Origin of the sequence: Bradyrhizobium tunisiense (assembly GCF_042263385.1) — a bacterium.
GTDB classification, from domain to species: Bacteria; Pseudomonadota; Alphaproteobacteria; order Rhizobiales; family Xanthobacteraceae; genus Bradyrhizobium; species Bradyrhizobium tunisiense.
In genome coordinates, this window is record NZ_JBHLEV010000002.1 from 969,877 (window position 1) to 989,565 (window position 19,689).

General features: G+C 65.4%; 17 protein-coding genes and 1 tRNA gene. 3 read left to right on the forward strand and 15 right to left on the reverse strand.

Going from position 1 to position 19,689, the window contains the following annotated elements; all coding sequences use genetic code 11:
* The 8 genes from ACFDR6_RS11945 to ACFDR6_RS11980 all read right to left on the reverse strand — a co-directional run bounded on the left by ACFDR6_RS11945 (position 1) and on the right by ACFDR6_RS11980 (position 12,155).
* Positions 1-537 carry a TetR/AcrR family transcriptional regulator gene (locus ACFDR6_RS11945; RefSeq protein ID WP_375858372.1) on the reverse strand — a complete coding sequence of 179 codons (537 nt, stop codon included), beginning with the start codon at positions 535-537 and terminating at the stop codon, positions 1-3.
* Between the two features lie 179 nt (positions 538-716).
* Positions 717-1,046 carry a lipid-A-disaccharide synthase N-terminal domain-containing protein gene (locus tag ACFDR6_RS11950; RefSeq protein ID WP_375858373.1) on the reverse strand — a complete coding sequence of 110 codons (330 nt, stop codon included), beginning with the start codon at positions 1,044-1,046 and terminating at the stop codon, positions 717-719.
* Positions 1,043-1,780: a glycosyltransferase family 2 protein gene (locus tag ACFDR6_RS11955; protein WP_375858374.1), complete on the reverse strand. Its 738-nt coding sequence runs from the start codon at positions 1,778-1,780 to the stop codon at positions 1,043-1,045. The genes ACFDR6_RS11950 and ACFDR6_RS11955 overlap by 4 nt, the downstream gene beginning before the upstream one ends.
* A 62-nt stretch (positions 1,781-1,842) precedes the next feature.
* Positions 1,843-2,688: a phosphatase PAP2 family protein gene (locus ACFDR6_RS11960; protein WP_375858375.1), complete on the reverse strand. Its 846-nt coding sequence runs from the start codon at positions 2,686-2,688 to the stop codon at positions 1,843-1,845.
* Between the two features lies 1 nt (position 2,689).
* A complete protein-coding gene (locus ACFDR6_RS11965; RefSeq protein ID WP_317239488.1) occupies positions 2,690-4,432 on the reverse strand; it encodes an ArnT family glycosyltransferase in 1,743 nt (580 codons plus the stop codon).
* Between the two features lie 50 nt (positions 4,433-4,482).
* Positions 4,483-6,633: a penicillin-binding protein 1C gene (gene pbpC, locus ACFDR6_RS11970; protein WP_375858376.1), complete on the reverse strand. Its 2,151-nt coding sequence runs from the start codon at positions 6,631-6,633 to the stop codon at positions 4,483-4,485.
* Positions 6,634-6,709: 76 nt separating this feature from the next.
* Positions 6,710-11,914, reverse strand: coding sequence for an alpha-2-macroglobulin family protein (locus ACFDR6_RS11975; protein ID WP_375858378.1), 5,205 nt, complete (start codon positions 11,912-11,914; stop codon positions 6,710-6,712).
* Positions 11,915-11,981: 67 nt separating this feature from the next.
* Positions 11,982-12,155: a hypothetical protein gene (locus ACFDR6_RS11980; RefSeq protein ID WP_375858379.1), complete on the reverse strand. Its 174-nt coding sequence runs from the start codon at positions 12,153-12,155 to the stop codon at positions 11,982-11,984.
* A gap of 162 nt (positions 12,156-12,317) precedes the next feature.
* On the opposite strand from ACFDR6_RS11980, the gene ACFDR6_RS11985 reads away from it, so the two are divergent.
* Positions 12,318-12,394, forward strand: a tRNA-Arg gene (locus ACFDR6_RS11985).
* Between the two features lie 102 nt (positions 12,395-12,496).
* Entirely contained in the window at positions 12,497-13,186 is a 690-nt protein-coding gene (locus tag ACFDR6_RS11990) for an ATP-dependent DNA ligase (protein ID WP_375858380.1), read from the forward strand.
* 132 nt (positions 13,187-13,318) lie between these two features.
* On the opposite strand, the gene ACFDR6_RS11995 is transcribed toward ACFDR6_RS11990, so the two are convergent.
* From ACFDR6_RS11995 to ACFDR6_RS12020, 6 genes are all read right to left on the reverse strand, one after another.
* The gene (locus tag ACFDR6_RS11995; RefSeq protein WP_375858381.1) at positions 13,319-13,843 is read right to left on the reverse strand and encodes a septal ring lytic transglycosylase RlpA family protein; all 525 of its coding nucleotides are present in this window, start codon (positions 13,841-13,843) and stop codon (positions 13,319-13,321) included.
* The gene (locus tag ACFDR6_RS12000; RefSeq protein WP_375858383.1) at positions 13,840-14,184 is read right to left on the reverse strand and encodes a hypothetical protein; all 345 of its coding nucleotides are present in this window, start codon (positions 14,182-14,184) and stop codon (positions 13,840-13,842) included. Before ACFDR6_RS12000 ends, ACFDR6_RS11995 begins: the two co-directional genes overlap by 4 nt.
* A 66-nt stretch (positions 14,185-14,250) precedes the next feature.
* On the reverse strand, positions 14,251-14,538 hold the full coding sequence (locus ACFDR6_RS12005) for a hypothetical protein (RefSeq protein WP_375858384.1): 288 nt from the start codon (positions 14,536-14,538) through the stop codon (positions 14,251-14,253).
* Positions 14,535-14,975 carry a hypothetical protein gene (locus ACFDR6_RS12010; protein WP_375858385.1) on the reverse strand — a complete coding sequence of 147 codons (441 nt, stop codon included), beginning with the start codon at positions 14,973-14,975 and terminating at the stop codon, positions 14,535-14,537. Before ACFDR6_RS12010 ends, ACFDR6_RS12005 begins: the two co-directional genes overlap by 4 nt.
* A 42-nt stretch (positions 14,976-15,017) precedes the next feature.
* The gene (locus ACFDR6_RS12015; protein ID WP_375858386.1) at positions 15,018-15,308 is read right to left on the reverse strand and encodes a hypothetical protein; all 291 of its coding nucleotides are present in this window, start codon (positions 15,306-15,308) and stop codon (positions 15,018-15,020) included.
* A 184-nt stretch (positions 15,309-15,492) separates the two neighbouring features.
* Positions 15,493-16,332: an amidase gene (locus ACFDR6_RS12020; RefSeq protein ID WP_375858388.1), complete on the reverse strand. Its 840-nt coding sequence runs from the start codon at positions 16,330-16,332 to the stop codon at positions 15,493-15,495.
* Between the two features lie 138 nt (positions 16,333-16,470).
* On the opposite strand from ACFDR6_RS12020, the gene ACFDR6_RS12025 reads away from it, so the two are divergent.
* Positions 16,471-16,695, forward strand: coding sequence for a hypothetical protein (locus tag ACFDR6_RS12025; RefSeq protein WP_375858389.1), 225 nt, complete (start codon positions 16,471-16,473; stop codon positions 16,693-16,695).
* A gap of 28 nt (positions 16,696-16,723) precedes the next feature.
* Here the strand turns inward: ACFDR6_RS12025 and ACFDR6_RS12030 are convergent, their stop codons facing one another.
* Positions 16,724-19,669 carry a beta strand repeat-containing protein gene (locus ACFDR6_RS12030; protein WP_375858390.1) on the reverse strand — a complete coding sequence of 982 codons (2,946 nt, stop codon included), beginning with the start codon at positions 19,667-19,669 and terminating at the stop codon, positions 16,724-16,726.
* Positions 19,670-19,689 lie beyond the last annotated feature (20 nt).

Here is a 19,689-nt window from a genome sequence, read left to right on the forward strand (position 1 = left end):
CTACCTGATGAAGCGATCGAGAAGAGCGTCGACGGTGGCTTGCGAAACGATCCGTGTCGGCGCCGTCTTACCGACCACCCGCAAGCCCTCGACGAAACAGACGAGAATTCGCGCGGCACTCAAAGGCTCGACACCATCGGCCAGCTGGCCCGCTGCCTTCGCACGGGAAAATGCCCCAGTCACCCGAGCCTCCATGGCTTTGAAAAAGCTCTCGATGCGACGATCAACCTCGACGTCACGGCCGGCCAGTTCCATGGCTGTGGCTACCAGCAGGCATCCGCGCCGACCATTGGCACCGCTGTTGCGGTCGACGTAGCCGGCAAGGTAGGCCCTTAGGCCCTCGACCGGCCCTCTGCGGTGGTCGAGTTCGGTATCCATCCGCGTCAAGGCAATGGCAATGTAGCGATCGAGCGCGCGCAAGAACAGCGAGTGCTTGTCACCAAAAGCGGCGTAAAGGCTGCCACGCGAGAGTTTCGTTGCACGAAGCAGGTCCGGCAGCGCCGTGGCGTGATAGCCGAGCGACCAGAATACATTCATCGCGCGTTCGACAGCGGCTTCCGTGTCGAAACTCCGGGGGCGGCCGCGGGGCAGCTGTACTGGTGCGGGGCGAGGCATAAAAATATATAAACCAATCGGTCTTGAAATAGCAAGGGTCGATTAGGTGACATATCGCTCTGTCGTAGGAGAAGTCCCGAAGGCTGGTTTGGATTCAGCGCCTAGGTCTTCGACGCTTTGCCGCGATTCTTGATGATCAGCATGATGTTCCGGATGTAGATCACCGTCGCCAGCGATTGTCCGAGGATGATGACCGGCTCGCGTTTCACGACGCCGTAGACCAGCGTCATCAGCCCGCCGCCCATCGAGCAGAACCAGAACGCCATCGGCACCACGCTGTTGCCGGCGCGCTCGCTCGCGATCCACTGCACCAGGAAGCGGGCCGTAAAGAACAATTGCGCGACCAGACCGAATGCCAGCCAGAAATCGAACTTGGCGACGAACACGTCGTAGAGATAGTTGCTCAGCGCCTGACCGTATTGGATGATCATGCGTTCACCTCAGTCACTTCGGGTGTCGGCTTCTTGCGGCGGATCAGCCACCACACGCCGGCGAGATCCATGATGCCGATCCACAGCCGGTCGAAGAATCCATAGTTCGACACGCCGGAATGGCGCGGCCGGTCGATCACGTCGACATAGGCGATGTCATAGCCTTCGCGGCGGACCAGCGCCGGCAGGAAGCGATGCAGCCCGTCGAAATAGGGCAGCATCAGAAACACGTCGCGCCGGAACGCCTTCAACCCGCAGCCGGTGTCGCGCGTGCCGTCTTTCAGGATGGCGTTGCGAACGCCGTTCGCCACGCGCGACTGAAGCTTTTTGAAGCCAGTGTCCTTGCGCCCGATCCGCTGCCCGGCGGCGAGGCCGACGCGCCCTGCTCCCTTCTCGACCGCAGCGATCAGATCGGGCAGGAAGGCCGGATTGTTCTGGCCGTCGCCATCGAGCGTTGCCACGATCATCCCGCGCGCCGCGCGCACGCCGCTGCGCACCGCCGCGGATTGGCCGCCTGATCTGGCATGGCGGAGCTGGCGCAGATTGTCCCGCCGCGCCATGAGCGCCGTGAGCCGTTCGCCGGTCGCATCGGTGGAGCCGTCGTTGACGTAGATGATCTCATAGGCCCAGCGGCCGTCGAGCGCAGCACCGATCTCCGCGATCAGCGGCGCGATGTTGTCGGCTTCGTTGCGCACGGGAACGACGATGGAAACCGATGGCTGGGACGTCGACAAGATCAAGGCTCGTGGGTTGGATTGGCCTCTTGGGGAACCAGTACCCCGGCAGGCAGCCGCTTTTATGGGGCGGATGCCCCGCGGGCAACCCTTTTGAGGCGTCCCGAGACCGCCCCCGCAAGAGGCACGATGGTGCCGTCCGCGCGGATGGCAAAGCCCAGCCTTCGGGCCGCAAACCAGTAGCGGACCGCCATGGCGCCGACCGTGCCGACCAAGGCGCCGGCCACGACGTCGCTCGGATGATGGGCAAGCAGCACCAGGCGCGTCAGCAGGATCACGATTGCGTAAGTGAACATGAACACGCGCAGACGCGGCCACAATGCCGAGACGGCAAACGCCAGGGCGAACGCCGCCACGGCATGACCAGACGGCAGGCTCGCATAAGCCCCCGTCCCCTCGAACGGCACGAAGTTGAACGGATTGGCCTTGCCGCCGACGAACGGACGGCCGCGGCCGATGAGGAATTTCAGGATCTCGGCGACGAATGCCGACACGGCAATCGACAGAAACACAAATTGCAGCCGCGTGCCCAGTCCCAGCAGCAGCGCGCGGCGCGTCCCGTGCAGCCCCGCCGCAACGAACGCCAGAACCACCAGCGCAGCTCCCAGCACCGACAGCAAATACTCGTCCTTGCCGAAATCGGTCAGGATGCGGATGGGCCACAGTCCCGGTGTGCCGCGCGCAGGCATCAGCTGGATCTCGGTCTGGTCGAACGCGACCATCAGAACGATGACCAGAGCCGCGCCTGCTGCGCTGAGCCACAGCGAATGCCGCGCCAGTCTTCGCGCGGCCTCAGCGCGGCGCGAATGTGAGGGCGTGCGAACCAGTTGCGCCAGCGCGTGCCTGGAGACGGCGAGCAATTGCGCGGCATAGCCCGGACGCGGGGCGGTGCTGGTCGAGGCCGGCATCTTATTCGGTGCCTTCCGACCGGAAGATCGAGATCGAGATCGCGCGCCCTTGCGAGAAATTATAGCCGTCGATGCGCGTGCCGACCTTGTAGCGCAGTCCGATCGCCTCGGCGCGCTGCACGAAGCTGCGCTCCGAGCGCTGTTCGATCAGCGCGAAGCGACAGCTGCCTTGCCCGAGGAAGTCGGCGGCACCCGAGCCGTCGGTCAGCAGCGTCTTGGTGCCCGTCAGGAAGACGAGGCTGGGCTCGTGATAGCCGGCAGCAGCAGCCTTCGGCCCGACGCAGGTGACGTTTCGCAGCGCGCGCGCAACCTCGATGCTCGGGAACAGCGGGGTCAACGACGGCAGCACGATGCCGTAAACCACCACCGCCAACATCAGGGCCGCGACCAGCGCGTTGAGCAGCGAGCGCTCGGCACGATTGTTGTCGTAGAGCCACCAGGCGAACAGGCCGAAGATCAGCGAGGCCGCGATGAATGGCCAGGCCACGAAGGCAGGCTGGCGGGTCAGTATCACCGCCCCGACGACCACGATGATCGAGGTGGCCGCAGGAATTGCGAACCACCAGGCCGAGCCGCGCATCAGCCAGGACCGCGACAACACCCGGCGCTCTACCGCGCCCGCTGTGAGGATCGCGATCGCGGGGTAGAGCGGCATGACGTAGTGCGGCAGCTTGGTCAGCACGGCCTCGAACACGATCCAGGACGGGATCAGCCAGGCCAGCAGGAACTGCGCGCCGGGCTCGCGCCGCGCCCGCCACACTGCGGGCGCTGCCATCGCCGCAAGCGGCGCACCGGGCCAGAAGGTGATCCAGAACAGCGCCAGGTACAGACCGGGGGGCGCGCCGTGGGATTCCTGAGCCCCCAGCTTGCTCAGCATGTCGCCGCCGACGGAATCGGTGAAGAAGGTTTCGCCGGCGCGCCAGAAGATCGCCACGAACCAGGGCAGCACCAGCACAAGCGTCCACATCAGGCCCCAGACCGGACGCAGCCGCCACAGCCAGGACGCATCGCGGTCCTGGATCGCCAGCGCCACGATGGTGAGCCCTGCGAACATCAGGATCAGCGGCCCCTTGATGAGGATGCCGACGGCCAGCGCGGTCCAGAAGATCGCGGGCCAGCTCCAGGGCGGACGCGTCTCGTCCTCGGCGCGCTGCCAGGACAGATAGGCCCTCGCCATCGCCCCCATCGTCGCGACGACGCAGAGCAGCAGCATCGCGTCGGTCTTGGCGAGCCGCGCCTCGACGCCGAGCAGCACGGAGGCGCACATCATCAGTGCCGCCAGCACGGCGGCGCGCCGCGTGATGAAGCCGAGCGCGGCCCAATAGGTCATGAGCACGGCGCCGATCGCCCCTATCAGCGACGGCAGCCGGTAGACCCAGATGCGCAATTCGGCTTTCGGCAGCTTGAGTGCCGATGCGGCCTCAACCGCGGCCGACTGCAGCCAATAGATGCCGACCGGCTTCTTGTAGCGGACGTCCTCCTGAAAACGGATATCGACATAGTCGCCGCTCTCGACCATCTGCTTGGTGGCCTGGGCAAAGCGCGCCTCGTCACGATCGATCGGCGGGATGGTGAAGAAACCAGGCAGGAACAGCAGCAACGCGCAGAGCACGAGGAAGCCGACCGCGCGCGCATGGCTGGCCGTGACGATATCGAGCATGCGCACAAGCCCGCTGCCCGGATTTGCAGGCGATTTCGACTCGCGGGGTGCTCCAAAACGGGGGGCTGGATAGGTGTCGGCCATTGGTTCCGCTTACGCTGAAACCGCCATCGCCACAACCGCTTAAGCCAGGCTCATTGAATTCGAATGACGACTGTGTCCGCCGCGCCCGTGGCATCGATCACGGTGAGCCGCGCAAAGCCTGGACCGGGCGGATCGATCAGGCGCTGGCGGCGGCCGTCGATCTCGCCAAGTGCTGTTCCGTTAACCATGATGGTCATGGGCAGGACGCCGCCCGCGACCTTGACCGGCAGTGCTGCGCTCTCCTGTCCCCCGGAACGATCGACATCGATCCGCGAGCCGTTCAGCGGAAACTGGATGTGCAGCGCCTGTTCGCGGCCGGTCCGCACCAGTTCGCCTACGGGACGGAACCGCTTCAGCGGCAACGGCAGCTTGGCGTTGCTGGCAACCAGGGTTCCCCTCGGCGGCTTTGGCAACGGGGCCAGCGTCTTGCCAGTACGGGCGAAGGCATCGAACAGGATCGGGGCGGCGGCCACCCGCCCGATCAGGCCGGGGACCGGGGCACCATCGGGTCGGCCGACCCAGACGCCGATGGTCATGCGGCCATCGAACCCGACCGACCACGCATCGCGATAGCCATAGGAGGTCCCGGTCTTGAAGGCGATGCGGTTGTGAGCGGCGTTCTCCGGCGGCGGCGTTCCCAGCAGCACGTTGCCGACCTGCCAGGCCGCGACCTGATCCAACAGCCGGAGCGGCTCGCGATCATCCCTGTCCGTCATGACCTCGCGCAGCGGCTTGGTGGTGCCGAGGCGGGCGAAGCCCGCGTAAAGCTGGGCCAGGTCCTGCAGCGTCACGCCGACGCCGCCGAGACCCATGGCGAGCCCCGGGGCCTCGTCCTTGGGCAAAACCAGATTGCCGCCGGCCTGCCGCAGCCGCGAGGCCAGCCGGTTGGAGCCGACGCGGTCCAGCAGCACGATGGCCGGGACGTTCAGGGACAATTGCAGCGCCTTCTTCACGGGCACCGTGCCCTGGAAGGTCATGTCGAAATTTTCCGGCGCGTAGGAGCCGAACCGCACGGGCCGGTCATCGATCAGGCTTTCCGGATGAATGAAGCCGTCCTCGAAGGCGAGCCCGTAGATGAAGGGCTTCAACGTCGAGCCTGGCGAGCGGATCGCGCGGGTCATGTCGACCTGCCCCGCCCGGCTCTCGTCGAAATAATCGGCGGACCCCACCCGGGCGAGCACGTCCCCGCTGTCATTGTCGACCACGATGATGCCAACCGAGATGTTCGGCCCGAGCGCGAGGGCGCGGTCGCGCGCCAGCGGCTCCAGCACCTTCTGCAAGTTTGCGTCGAGTGTGAGCTTGACGAGCGGCGTATCCTTGACCGTCGACAGCGCGGTGTCGGACGCGTGAGGCGCCAGGATCGGCATCGGCTTGCGTAGTCTTGGCACGGGCACGGACTTGGCCTGCCGTGCATCGTCGGCACTGACCACGCGCTGCTCGACCATGCGGTCGAGCACGCGGTCGCGCGCCTTGCGCGCGGCCTCCGGATGGCGGTCGAGCCGGCGTGTCTCAGGCGATTGCGGCAGCGCGACCAGCAGCGCGGCCTCAGCCAGCGACAGACGCTTCGGCTCCTTGCCGAGATAGCCGATCGAGGCGGAGCGAATGCCTTCGAGATTGCCGCCATAGGGCGCCAAAGCGAGATAGAGATCGAGAATCTGCTCCTTGCTCATGCTGCGCTCGATCTCGATCGCGCGCACCATCTGCCGCAGCTTGGCATAGATCGAGCGTTGCCGCCGCGGCTCCATCAGGCGAGCGAGCTGCATGCTGATGGTCGAGCCGCCCGAGACGATGTGGCCACGCGTGGCCAGTTGCAAGGCGGCGCGCCCCAGCGCCAGCGGATCGATGCCGTTATGGGCGTAGAAGCGCTGATCCTCATAGGCCAGAAGCAGTTTCAGATAGGTCGGATCGACGTTGGACCCGGCATCGACCGGCAGCCGCCAGCGGCCGTCGGGCATCGCATAGGCGCGCAGCAGCCTGCCGTTGCGGTCGACGATGGTGGTGGAGACCTGACGGGCCTCGTCGAGCGGGAGAGACCCGAGGAAGTAGACCCAACCGACGAAGCCGGTGATGGCGAGGATGAGGATGAGTGCGGCGGCTGAGAGGATATGAAAGCCCCAGCTCCTCGCGCCGTCATGGCCGGGCTTGTCCCGGCCATCCACGGTCTTGCCGGCCGAACCGCAGTTCGTGGATGCGCGGGACATCGGCGCGAAGACGCGCTTCGCGCTTTTGCCCGGGCATGGCGACTGTGTAGGCGGCATCACCTCGCTCATCCCACCCTCACTTCGCGGCCCGCACCTCGACATTGCCGGTGCCGGTGCGGCCATAGCGCGAGGGGTTGTACATGTCCTCGACATAGGCCTGCGGCAGCACGTATTTGCCCGGCGAGACCGCGCGCACGATATAGGCGACGGTGAAGACGGATTTGGAATCCGAGGCGCGATCGACCGCCGCGGTGAAGCGGTCGTCGCGGAACTCGGTATCTTCCGGCTCTTCGCCGTCCTCGATCCAGTCCAGCGTGCCGCTGTCGCCGGACGACACCAGCCTCGGATTGTCGATCTCGAGGCCTGCAGGCAGATAGTCGGACACCATGATGTGGCCGTATTCGGGCTTGGCCTCGGTGATCTTCAGCACCACGGCGAAGCGCTGGTTCTGCTTGACCTTGCTGATGTCGGCGGGCTTGCCGTCGAGCGTGAAGTAATTGCGCTCGATCTTGAAGCCGTTCGACGCCGCCGGCTCCGGCGTCACCGGCGAGCCCGACACCGAGACCACCGCCTGCACCGGCGCATCGCCGGTGTTGGTGATCTTCAGCGGCTTGCCTTCCACCGTCGCGGACTTGTAGCTGCGATAGAGCGCGGTCTTGACCGGCTGGCCGTCCACCTCCATGGACAGGTTCTCCTTGGCTAGCGCACGCGCGGCGAGCACCAGCCACGCATTCTCCTGCGTGGAGGTGTAGGGCGTCAGCCCGCGCGCGGTCTCGACCCGCGAGACCGCCTGCGTCAGCGTCGCCTTCGGCGCATTGCCTTCGCTGGCAAGCGACACCAAAGCCGCGGCATCGCGAAGCTGCGAGCCGTAGTCGGTACGGCCGAACTCCAGCGCGGGCTTCGGCGCGAGGCTGTCGAGCGCAGCGCTGTACACACGCTCAGCGCGGTTGCGATCGCCGACCAGCGCCAGCGCCGCCGCAAGCTGCGACTTCGCGATCGGCGTTGCGAGGTTGGCGAGCTTGGTGTCGGCGAGATAGCGGAGATCGCCAATGGGGGCCGCACCATTGCGCGCGAGCACGTAGAGGCCGTAGGCGAGCTCGCGCCCACCGTCCTTCTCCGGCTCGTCGGCATTGACGACGGAGTTGCGGATGCGGTCGAGCGCGTTCTTGAACAGCACGTCAGGCACCGCGAAGCCCTTCTCGCGGGCGCGGGTCAGGAAGTCCGTCACATAGGCGTCCAGCCATTCATCGTCGCCGCCGGCCGACCACAGCCCGAACGAGCCGTTTGAGCCTTGGCGTGCCAGGAGCCGCTCGATCGCGTCGCGGATCCGCTGGTCGACCTCGGTGTCCATGGCGAGGTGCGCGCCGGCTGCGAGGTCATTGACATACAGCAGCGGCATGGCACGGCTCGTGATCTGCTCCGAGCAGCCATAGGGGTAACGGTCGAGCGCCTTGAGGATCGTCGCGGCGTCGAGCGCCGTCGACAGGCTCGCCGAGACCGAGACGCTGCCGGTGCCCGGGACGAGGTCGGAGAACATGTCCGAGGTCAGAGTCAGGCTCTCGCCCTTCGCCAGGGTCCGGATCGAACGCCGCGCCAGCACTTGGGTCGCCGCCTTGACGTCGAGCGCATAGTGGCGCGCCAGAGCCAGGCCGTTCGGGCCCTTGATGTCGACGTCGAGCGTCGCCTGCCCCGCGGCCGTCGCATCGATCGCGAGCGCGAACGAGTTGCGCTGCTTGGCGGCGAGCTTGACCGTGGTGGCGGGATTGCCCGTCATCTTCACCGGGCCGCCGGTCTTCACGTTGATGACGTAGTCGCCGGCCTGGCCCTCGACATTGTCGATCTCGAGATTGACCGTGCCGCGGTCGCCATTGAGCAGGAAGCGCGGCAGCGTCGTGGTCAGCACCACGGGGTCGCGGATCACCACATCCGTGTTGGCACGGCCGAGCTTGCTCGCCGTCCACGCCACCGCCATCACGCGCGCCGTGCCGGCGAACTCCGGAATGTCGAAGCTCACTTCGGCGGTACCGTCAGCGGCGACGGTCACGATGCCCGAATAGAGCGCGAGCGGCTTTTGCGCGGGTGGAGAGCCCTGCAATTCGCCCGCACCGGCATCGCCGCCGGACTTGATCTGGCCGCGCGTGCCGGACATGCCGTCGATCAGTTGCCCATAGAGATCGCGGATCTCGGCACTCAGGCGGCGCTGGCCGAGATAGTAATCGTCCGGAGCCGGCGGCTTGTAATTGGTGAGGTTGAGAATACCGACATCGACGGCGGCGATCACGACCTTGGCGTCCTCGCCCGGATTGAGCCCGTCGAGCTTGACCGGAATCTTCAACGTCGCATTCGGCCGGATCAGCGCAGGTGGCGTCAGCTTCACCTGCAACGTGCGGGCCTGCTTGTCGATGCCGAACCATTTCAGGCCGATCGCCCGGCCCGGCATGCGCTGGGCAGCGGCATCGAGCGGACGGCGCAGCGTCGCCACGACGTAGGCACCGGTGCCCCAATCCTTGCCGACCGGAAGCTTCACCTGGGCGGTGCCCTCCTTGACGTCGATGGTCTGCGTCGTCAGCAGGCGGTCGCCGAGCACGTTGATGGTCAGCTTGCCGGCACTGCGGACATTGACCGACACCGTCATGGTGTCGCCGGAGGAATATTGCGGCTTGTCGATCGAGGTCTCCAGGAGGTCCGGCGTGTCGGCGCTGCCGTCGGAATACCAGCCGACGTCGAACTGCACCGAAGTCACCGGGCCATCGGCTTCGTTCGACTTCACGTCGAGCCGGTAGCGGCCGGGCTGGGGGCTGAGCGAAAGCCGCGTCGGCTTGTCGGCGGCAACGGTCACGTCACCGTCAGCGACGCGCGAGGTCGATTTGACCGGCTCGTATTCCCAGTAATTGTTCTGGCGATACCATTGGTAGCGCGACTCCATCTTCAGGAGCTCGTAGCGCAGGCCGTCGCGGCGCAGCCTCTCGCCCTCCGGCGAGACGAACACGATGTCGAACTCGGCCTTGTCGCCCTCGGCGACGTTCTTCTCGCCGAACAGCGGCTTGACGCCGATCTGCGCCGCGGTGGGCGCGACCGGCAGCACGATCTTGCGCTCGACGGCGCGGCCACCGGTCTCGACCATGCGGACGAAGATTTGCGCCTCCTGCGGACGGGTCGAGGCAGGCTGCTTGTCCAGTGTCACCGGGAAGGTCGCAACGCCATTGGCGTCGGCCTCGGGCAGGTTCTCCAGCGGCGTGCGCTCGTTCGACGTGGTCTCCTCGTCGGCGACGCCGAACTGATAGCCGGCAAAGCCCGGGCGTTCGGCCGCGGGCGCGACCAGCATGTCGCCTTCGAGCTGAAGGCCGGAGGCCGGCGCGCCATAGAGGAAATGGCCGTCCGCCTTGAGCTCCACTGGAGCATTAGCCTTGATCAGCTTCTCCTTGGCGGACAAGTCGAATTCGATCCGATCGGGGACGTAATCCTCGACCATGAAGGTGGTCTCGCCGACCGAGGAGCCCTTGGGGTCGGTGAAGGCGCGCGCCCGCCAGGTTCCGGTCGGCACCGCCGAATTGAGCGTCACGGCCAGCGTACGGCCGCCGGCGCCCTGGTCGGACAGCACGGCGCGGCGGAATTCGACGCCGTCGGGGCGCTCGATCACCAGCGTCAGCGGCCCGCCGGCGACTGCATTGCCCTGCCCATCGCGCAGGAGCGCAGTGAGATAGACGGTCTCGCTGGACCGGTAGACGCCGCGCTCGGCATAAACGAAGGCGTCGGCGCCGGCAGGCACCGCGCGCCCCGAAACGCCGCGGTCGGACAGGTCGAAGGCGGAGGACTTCAGGCTGAGGAAGGCATAATCGGCCTTCTCGCCAGTCACGGTGAGCATCGCCGGCGACAGGCCGCCCTCGCCGCGCGCAAGGCCGGCCTCGAACAGCACGTGGCCGGACTCGTCGGTCTTGCGGGTGGCCAGGATCTCATTGTTGCGGGCAACCAGCCGCACCTCGGCCTTGCCGACCGGATCGGTCGAGGCCAGCGAGTTGACGAACACGTGGATGCCGTCATTGCCGGAATAGGCAGCGACCCCGAGATCAGAGACGATGAACCATTGCGTGGCGAGCTGGTACTCGTCGTCCGAGCCTGGGCCCTTCGCGGCCGCCGTCATCACGTAGACGCCCGGCTGGAGCTCGCCGAGGGCCTGATCGACCGGGAATGCCGTGGTGACGTCCTGGTTCAGCGTCATCGCGGTCGCGAGCTCGCCGGACCAGACCTTGACGCCGCGCTCGTCGCCGAGATCGCTGAGCTGATACTTGGACAGCGTCTTCTGGAAGTCGCTGTCGACCACCGTGTTGATCAGGTTGCGGTCACCGATCCGGAACACGTTGATATTGACCGCGGGCGTGTTGACGCTGACCACGGGAATGCCGCGCTGGCCGGTCCTGGGGAGCACGTAGGCGCGGCTGGTGAAGCGCACGAAGGGCTTGCGGTCGCGCACATAGACATTGAACTCGGCCGATTTCGGCAGGCCTTCCTTCACCGTGGACGGCAGGCCGGCGCGCAGATTGATGTTGTAGCGCTCGCCGTGCTTCAGCCCGTCAACGCAGAGCTGCTTGCCCTCGGCCGACAGCGCCGGCTTGTCCTGGCCCGCGAGCGCCAGGAACGGCGCGAAGTCGGTGCGTTTTGCCAGTTCCTCCGAGAACTGGAAGCAGGCGCGCGGGCTCGCCGAATCCGAGTCCACCGTGTAGTCGAGCAGCCGGAAGCCGTGCTCATTGCGCATCTTCTCATACTGGCCGCGGACGTCGGCGACTTCGCGCAGGTCGAGCGAGAGCCGCAGCGAATCCAGCGCCGGCCGCCACAGTTTCCGTTCCGCCAGCGCCTTGCCGAGCACGGCAAGCGCGTCCGCCTCCTCGCCCGGGTTGCCGGCCCGCTGGTAGGCGATGTAAGCGGCGGTCGAGGCGCGCTCCAATAGGAAGGTTTGCTCGCTCGAGCTTTTCGGCGATATCTGGAAGATGACCTTGGCGAGCCGCAGCCAGTTGCCGGTATCCTCCGGCGTGGTCGCCGCGATCTGGCCGAGCACCGACAGCCCCGAGCGGTAATCATTGCGCCGGAAGGCGGCGTCGGCGTCCGTCTTCAGCGTCGCGCTGGTCTTGGCGACCGGCCCCGCTTCGCTCTTGATCTGCGCCTCCAGCTTGATCGCGGAATCGGCGAGATCGTCGCGCTTGAACGCCTTGTCGGCGGCCTGGGCGGCGCTAAGGCCGAGCGCCAGCGCGGCGCAGAGTGTGACGGCGCGAACAAGACCGATCATGATGGACTCCAGGAAATCGCGGACAGCCGCCCGCGGGCAGCATGAAATGCGCGGAAAGGTGACGGACTCAAGGCGATGGAACCAAAGCTGCAATCGTCTCATTCGCCATGACAAGGCAAGCCCAGAGGAGACCGATCAAGATACCGTCGCGCACGCCGTCCAGATGGCGCAGCAATACCAGATCGATCGACCGGCGGCCGCATCCCGGAAGCTCCTCAGCGTTTCCGGCGATGTGATCCATCGTCCAGTCCGCTGCCGCTCAACCCGGCACCCTGACACGCCACCGTTCCGCTTTGTCGCGGCATTAAGGAAAACGGTTCGGTTCAGGCTTGGCGAAAGACGATATTTTTCATATTGGCATGCTAGATGAACAGCCAGCCCCCAAAACGGGGCGGCGCAAGACGGTCCCGTAGCTCAACTGGATAGAGTAGCGGATTTCTACTCCGCGGGTTGCAGGTTCGAGTCCTGCCGGGATCGCCAGGAAAAACGCTTAGCAATCAAAGACGTTTAGCCTGCCGCGACATAAAATAATACACCGTTTGACTAGAACGGGTGGGGCACAAAGACCCCGCTTGTGGCGCGGTGGGGCAGAAAATCACCGGAGAAATCACCGGAGCGATTTCGCACAGCGAAACCGCGTCGGCGCTGGCATTCCAGCACCGCGATGCCTATCTGGCGCCCATGCCCACGGCGTTTGAATTCTGCGTGCCGAAGGCGGCAAAGGCCGTCCCCGTCGGCCCCGACTGGCTCCATGAAATCAAGTATGACGGCTACCGCGCCCGCCTGGTGCGCGACGGCGCCAAGGTGAGGCTCGAGTCCAAGGCCGGGCTGGACTGGAGCTGGCGCTTTCCGTTCATCGTCGAGACCGCCCGCAAGATGCGCCCGGCGCAATTCGCGATCGACGGCGAGATCGTGGTGCTCGACGTTCGCGGCATCAGCGATTTCGAGGCGCTGCATTCCGGCCGGCACAACGCCGAGGCCCAGCTCTACGCCTTCGACCTGCTCGCCGAGGACGGCGAGGATCTGCGCAGCCAGCCGCTGCACGCCCGCAAGGGCCGCCTCGGCCGGCTCCTCCGCCGGCAGCCGGGAGGGATTTTTGCGGCGCCATTCGAGCCCGGCGCGATCGGCCCCCGCCTGTTCGCGGCCGCCTGCGAGATGGGACTCGAGGGCCTGGTCTCCAAGCACCGGATGCGGCGCTACCGGCCGCGGACCTGCGACTGGATCAAGGTGAAGAACCGCGCACACCCGGCCATGGCGCGCCGGTTTGTATAGGCAATAAAAAACCCGGCGCGCCTTCCGCGACTTGCGTCGCGGCCGGATCGGCGCGCCGGGCCTCGGCCAGGCTAAGGGGACATCCCGCCAGGCCGGTCATCGTCCGTGGGAGGCTAGTCTCCGGACGAATTCCTAATCGACCACCTCGACCTCGACGCGCGCGACGCCGGCGCCGAGCATGCCGAGCGCAGCCGCCGGCGCCCGCGCCAGGTCGAGCACGCGGCCGGCGACGAACGGGCCGCGATCGTTGACGGTGACGACGACGCTGCGCTCGCCGCGGCTGACGCGCAGCCTGGTGCCGAACGGCAGGCAGCGATGCGCCGCGGTCGGCAGGCGATCGTCGAAGCGGGCGCCGGACGCCGTGCGCGAGCCGCTCTCGCCGTTGGAATAGTAGGAGGCGATGCCGGCAAAGCGCCGCGCGCAGGCCTCGGGCGCGCGCGCGTGGCTTGCGGTCACCGAGCCGACCAGGACCGCCATCAGGACGATCGCCAGCAACGCCACGCCGCACAGCCACCCCGCCGCGGTCGACGGGCCGCGCCGCGCCTCGGCCACGGCCGCGATCGACGCGACCAGCGCGGCCACGATCGCGAAGGCGACGACGGCAAGGTCAGTGCCGCCGCCATGCGGGCCATAGAGCAGCGCGGGCTCGAGCGTCACGCCTTCACCGCCAGGATGGTCTTGACGCCAAGCCAGACCGCGCCGAGCACGCCGGTGACGATCACCGTGATCGCAACCCGCATCGTGTACGACTGCGCCTGCTCGACGCTGTTTCGCCATTTCCGCAGATGTTCGAAATCGGCACGAAGCTCCTTGCGGTCATCATCCTCTACGCCGAACGACGTCAGGATGGTCGCGACCGCCTTCATCACGACATCATCCAAGGTGTGACCGCGGCGCTCCGCTTCCGCATCCAGCACTGCACGGACGATGCGGGCAATGTCGTCTTCCGTGAGCAGGTGCGTCGTGTCTTCGTCTTCCGTGAGGCGTGTCGGTGTCATCCCAACCCCATTGTGCCAATCGCCGCCGCGGACTGCCCGCGACGGCGCGCCCTTGTCGAGACAAAGTCAGCCGGCGAACTTGGCGTCCTCGGCCGCGGCCAGCGCGGCCGCTTCCTCATAGTCGGCGTCGAGCTTGGCCTCGAGCGCATCGAGCTGATCGAGCACCTCAGGCATCGCCGAGGGATCGGCCCGGAACGCGGCAATGGCGTTCTTGACGATCGGCATCAGGTCCTGGAATTCCGACTTCGCGATCGGATAGAGCGCGACCATTGCCGCGACGCCTTCGGAGACCAGCTTCGCATTGCCGGCGATCTGCGGGATCGACGACAGCAGGTAGGTGAGTATCTGAGTCAAAGCACACCTCCCGGGACATTGATGCCGTACTGCGCGAAGATCCCGCGCAGCGTCTCGACGGATTGCTTGAGCGCGTCATAGAGCCCCTGCGTGCCCAGCTCCCCCGGGTGGTCGCGCAGAAACCGCTTGACGTCGTTGCGCGCCTGGCGGCCTGCCCGGACCGCCCTGTTGAGCGCGATCGTTGCATTGGGGTCGCGACAGATCGGCCCGTTACTGCCGTCGCAGCGTTTGTTGAGCCGCGGGTCGATGTAGTTTTTGGCGGTCGCCTCGAACGCATCGAAGGTCGAGGCGAGCAGCACGATGGCCTCCGGCGACACTTTCGATTGCGTCACGGCTTCCGCGACGTGCTCGATTTTCTGCCAGGTCTCACGGACCTGCGAGCAGCCGGCAGCGACGACAGCAAGCGCCATCGCTGCGGCAAGCATAACCTTGCGCATGGGATTTTTCCTTATGAGTATGTGGGTGTGAGGCGGCGCGGCTTAGCCGGCCGGCTCGGTCTTGGTCACGGTCGCAGCGTCCGTCACCGTGGTGGTGGTCGACGACAGCGGCGCCAGCGGCTGGCTCGACATCATGTCGGTCTTTTTGCGGCTATCGCTGCTCGAGCCGAGATAGAAGCCGACCGCGACCATGGTGATCGCGAACAGCGTCTGCTTGAAGTCGGCGTCGAGCACGCCGGTCTTGAGCATGTTGAAGATCGACGCGAAGCCGAACAGCGTCAGGATAATCAGTGCCAGGATCGACGGCATCTCAATCTTGAAGTCCCTAAACATTGCGGTTTTGCCTCCAGTGGGTTTGTGTTGCGCGGCGAAAGAGTTGCCGCCCGCGCGCGGCAATCAGGTCAGGAGCGGAACATCCGCCGCAGGATCTTGCGCAAGGCGCTGAGGCCAGGGCCGAGCAGAAGCGCGGCAACGATCAGCACGAGGCCGATCGCGATCAGGGCGCCGCCCATGCTCGTCACGCCTCGACGACGTAGCGTGCCGCGACGAAGTCGCCGCCGTCGGCGCTGGCGATCTTGAACCAGCGGGTTGTGCCGTTGGTCGCCTCGCCGATGATCTCGATGACCTCGCCCGGCGCCAGGCGCCGCGTCTCCGGCGACTTCGCGCTCGGCTCGTCGCGCACGGCGAGGAAATCGCCGGCGGCGACGTTCACCCTGCCCTTGCGCTGCGCCGGCACCACGGCCGGCGGCGGGTCGTCGTCGTCATGCGCACCGGCCTCCGTAAGCCGCATCATCTGTGCCTTGACGAGCGAGACCATCGCCTCCTTGTCGACCTTGCGGCCGGGGCAGGTCTTGCTGGTCTTGGGATCGTCGCGGTGGAAGTGCAGCCCCCGCGCGTTGAACGCGAACGGGTCCGGGTTGATGCCGAGCGCGACGTGCAGGCACGCCAGACCCTCGGCATAGCGCCTCGCCAGATCCGGCGCGAAGGCCTCGCTGTCGAAATCGCCCACGCATTCCACGCCCCACGAATTGGCGTTGAACGAGACCGCGTGCACGCCGCGCCGCTCCGGCAGCGACAGCACACAGAAATTGTCCGGCGTGAAAAAGAAGTGCGGCCCGGCGCTCCAGCCGAGTTCATTGCCGTAATAGCCGGCAAGGCTCGTCATCCACTTCGCATCCGTGATCGGCACCTTGCGGGTGCCGTGGGCATAGGTCCGCCAGGTCGCCAGCGACGGCGCGCCGGTGTGGTGCATGGTGACGAAGCGCGGGCGCCATGCGCCGAACTTGACGCCGTCGAGATAGGCGAGGAATTCGCTGGCCGTGGGGAAGCATTTCCCGACGAAGGGGATCGCTGGCATTTGGCTGGCTCCGATTGGGGTTGAAAGAAGTCTCAGTCTCAGGCTAGGCCCCGCGGCTTCGCCGAAGGTCGGGCCTGCCGTGACTTGCCCTGTCGGTGGTTGCGGTGTTATTTTCCGCCCGTTCTACGGGTAAAGCTCATGGAAATGACGGAAAAAGAACGGTACGAATGGCGCCTTTTCCTCATGGCCTTAGGGCTCTTGGGGCTATGTGCTGCGCTGATCCAGCTTGGAGCGATGGTGCTGGTCCTGAACAACGACATCTCGAAAGCGGAGTGTCGGGCCGGGTACTGGCAGGGCGTCGCTCAGAAACAGCAAAATTACTGCCCGCCGGGGTGCGTATGTGATCTGATGCTGTTCAGGTGATCGATCTTGTGATTGCAAAATCGTGACGCTACCTCTGCCTTCTAAATGCAAGAAAGCCGGACCCGGTGTTAGTGCTCACGGTGTGAGTCGAAAATGACACCAAGTACATCGTCGTGGTGCCGGACAGCTTCAGACGAAACGAGGGTAACGGCACCATGCCCTGAGTGTGGCCCCAGACCGTCGCTGGCGTCGTGAACTGTACGAACTGTCCCAGACCGCCAAAGCTGCCCGACGAGGTCGACCAGCTCGTGCCATAAGAAGTGATGGATGTCGACGCGGCAGGAAGAAAAACCCCCGCCCCAGAGACATCCCAATCGCCTGCCGTGACGCTGATCGCTGCGACGTTCGCATTTGCGCCAGATGTCAGGCTGGCGCCGGACGTCCCGGTATGCGTGCCAGACTGACTGCCTGATGTGTTGATCGCCGTGCCGGCAATGGCATTGGCCGCAGACGTCGCGATCTGGAAGGTGTTCGTCGTGACCGTGCTGCCGATCACCCAATAGGTCGTTCCCGCCGTGAGGCCGGTCGGTAGCGCGCCTGTCGTCGTAAAGACAACCGGAACCGTCCACGTTCCGGTTCCGCCGCCGAGGAACGGGTTGGAAGTCCACGTCACAACGGCAGGAGAGGCGATCGTTACCGTTATTGTCGCGGTGTTGTCAGAATTTGGGGCATGGACAGATATATATTCGCCAACAGAGCCGGCGTTCGCATTGCTGGTGTCGGCAACGCCGACGATGTCAGGCGTTGAAATTGTGGGCGACGTGCCGAAAACGGCAGCGCCTGTGCCGGTCTCATCCGTGACGCAGCCGCGCAAATTGGCGGATGACGGAGTTCCAAGCCATGTCGCGCATCCGGCCCCGAGCCCGCTGACGCCCGTTGAGATCGGGAGCCCCGTGGCGTTCGTCAGCGTCCCGGACGAAGGTGTTCCGAGAGCCCCGCCGTTGACGACGACCGCGCCGGACGTCCCGACATTCACGGCGAGCGCCGTCGCCACTCCGGTGCCGAGCCCTGTGATGCTGGCAAGCGCCGGCGTGCAGGTCGTCTGCGAGGCCGCGGTGATCAGTCCCTTGCCGTTTGTGGTGAACGCAACGCAATTGGTCGCCGAGCCGAAGCTGCCAACATTGGCATTAACGGTCGCCAGTGTCGCTGCCTGAGACCCCGTGCCGGGCCCCGCGGTGACGTCACCCGTGAGTTGGGTCATGCCACCGCTAGCCGGATACGTCTGCGGAATGTCACCTGTCACGACACACGTGGCGGTCGTGGCATTATAGAGAGCGCATCCCGACCCGTTGCTAACGAAATTCTGCAACGTGATGTTGCCGATAGGCGAGCCGCTTTCGTTCACTACGAAGCGCGTGGCAGGCCCGACCCCGTCGATGACATGAACCTTGGGCGGCGACGAGCCCGTACCATTGACGGAGACGCATGCGGTAACGGAGCCCTCGCAGTGGAAGCCGTCAATGGAGGCGAATCCTCCATCACCAACCCGGATGCCAACCGCAACCGTCAGGATGCTCGAAACCATCGACTGACCGTCGATCTTGAAGCCGAAATTACCGGATAGATCGAACGCCGGAGATCCCGACTGTGGCACGCATGAAACGCTATGGATGCCGTACTGCGACTGGCCGCCGTATCCAATTTCGTATTTCACGCAGGTTCGGTTGGCCGTGTTCGGATAGATCGCAAGGCGCGCGAGCGCATCACCGGACTGGTTGTTGTTGGAATAGATGACAGGACCTGTGCCGCTGGTCGACCCGTACAAGGTCATATCCCAGGTCTTGGCCTCGTAATTGCCGACCCGGCTCAGCGGGTCGCCCTGCGTGATCAGGCTCGACGTGGCACCATCCGTATTGCACTGCTTCAGGTTAGTCGCGCCGAATCCGGCGCCCTGCAAGCTAACGTATTCGTATTGAGTGACGCCTCCGCAAATCAGATAGCCGCCCCTCGGTACATAGATGAACCCGCCGCCATACCCGTGCGCGTCCGCGGGCCCGTTTCCTGCCGCAGCAAACGCCGCAACCGCCCTGAATGCGGGACCGTTGTCCGTTCCGTCGCCGTCGGGGAAAAGCCAATTGTAATCAGCGATGGCGCCGAATTGCAGGACGTTCAGGCTATTGTCGGTCGCCATGATCTGCCAGGCATTGCTGCCGTCATCGGTAAAGCTTCCACGCGGAGAGGCCGTCGAAGATACCTGGAGAACCGGCTGAGTAACGCATCCAGCCAGTTGGGTGGTGGCATTTGGATTCACGAAATTGAGGAGATCACCGACCTTGTAACCGCCACCAGGAACGTTGATCGTGAATGCAGTGAGCGCGCCGCCGGAAATGGTGACGTTGCCCTGCAACCTGTCCCCAAAGCCGCCGCCGTTCGTCACTGTGTTCTGCGGCGTCAAGCCATAGAACGTGCCATTGGTGCAGCTCGCGCCGGCCGTGTTGATAGTGACGCCGGTCACGGCGCTGTCGATGAACGGACCATTCCCGACCGTGTTTACGGTAATCGTCGGGTACGTCGCACAGACCACGTTTCCGGCGTTTGACACCGTAAGAATGTCGCTGACCGTATAGCCGTTGCCCTGCGCCCCGCTCCCTTGGATCGTGAAGTTGGTAGCCACTCCGCCCGCAACAGTCAGCGTGCCATAGGCTCCGGAGCCTGTGCCGCCCGTCAGGCGTATGCCAGGCCACACGCCGTTGTTGCACGAGCCTGCATTCGTGATGCTGTAGGTCAGGATGGCAGTGTTGCGCTTGTAGAACGTCGCTCCGCCGCCATCGCCGGCCTTGGCATATCCGAGCGTCTTGACCACGTCGAAGGCAGACAGATCCAGATCGGCAGCGGCGGTGCGGCTCACGACGATCGCCGTCTTGCCGGTGCCACCCTTGACGACGCTGAGCGGCGACGATCCGGGGTTGGTCTGCGCGTAAGCTGGCTGGCACGCCAAGGCGAGCGCGAGCGCGATGATGCCGCGAAGCTTCATTCGATCCGTCCGTTTTTGGT

Coding starts and splice junctions, on each gene's coding strand:
- ACFDR6_RS11945 (WP_375858372.1), bottom strand. CDS start 537: ATGAATGTATTCTGGTCGCTCGGCTATCACGCCACGGCGCTGCCGGAC.
- ACFDR6_RS11950 (WP_375858373.1), bottom strand. CDS start 1,046: ATGATCATCCAATACGGTCAGGCGCTGAGCAACTATCTCTACGACGTG.
- ACFDR6_RS11960 (WP_375858375.1), bottom strand. CDS start 2,688: ATGCCGGCCTCGACCAGCACCGCCCCGCGTCCGGGCTATGCCGCGCAA.
- ACFDR6_RS11965 (WP_317239488.1), bottom strand. CDS start 4,432: ATGGCCGACACCTATCCAGCCCCCCGTTTTGGAGCACCCCGCGAGTCG.
- pbpC (WP_375858376.1), bottom strand. CDS start 6,633: ATGTCCCGCGCATCCACGAACTGCGGTTCGGCCGGCAAGACCGTGGAT.
- ACFDR6_RS11975 (WP_375858378.1), bottom strand. CDS start 11,914: ATGATCGGTCTTGTTCGCGCCGTCACACTCTGCGCCGCGCTGGCGCTC.
- ACFDR6_RS11980 (WP_375858379.1), bottom strand. CDS start 12,155: ATGGATCACATCGCCGGAAACGCTGAGGAGCTTCCGGGATGCGGCCGC.
- ACFDR6_RS12000 (WP_375858383.1), bottom strand. CDS start 14,184: ATGACACCGACACGCCTCACGGAAGACGAAGACACGACGCACCTGCTC.
- ACFDR6_RS12010 (WP_375858385.1), bottom strand. CDS start 14,975: ATGCGCAAGGTTATGCTTGCCGCAGCGATGGCGCTTGCTGTCGTCGCT.
- ACFDR6_RS12015 (WP_375858386.1), bottom strand. CDS start 15,308: ATGTTTAGGGACTTCAAGATTGAGATGCCGTCGATCCTGGCACTGATT.
- ACFDR6_RS12020 (WP_375858388.1), bottom strand. CDS start 16,332: ATGCCAGCGATCCCCTTCGTCGGGAAATGCTTCCCCACGGCCAGCGAA.
- ACFDR6_RS12025 (WP_375858389.1), top strand. CDS start 16,471: ATGGAAATGACGGAAAAAGAACGGTACGAATGGCGCCTTTTCCTCATG.
- ACFDR6_RS12030 (WP_375858390.1), bottom strand. CDS start 19,669: ATGAAGCTTCGCGGCATCATCGCGCTCGCGCTCGCCTTGGCGTGCCAG.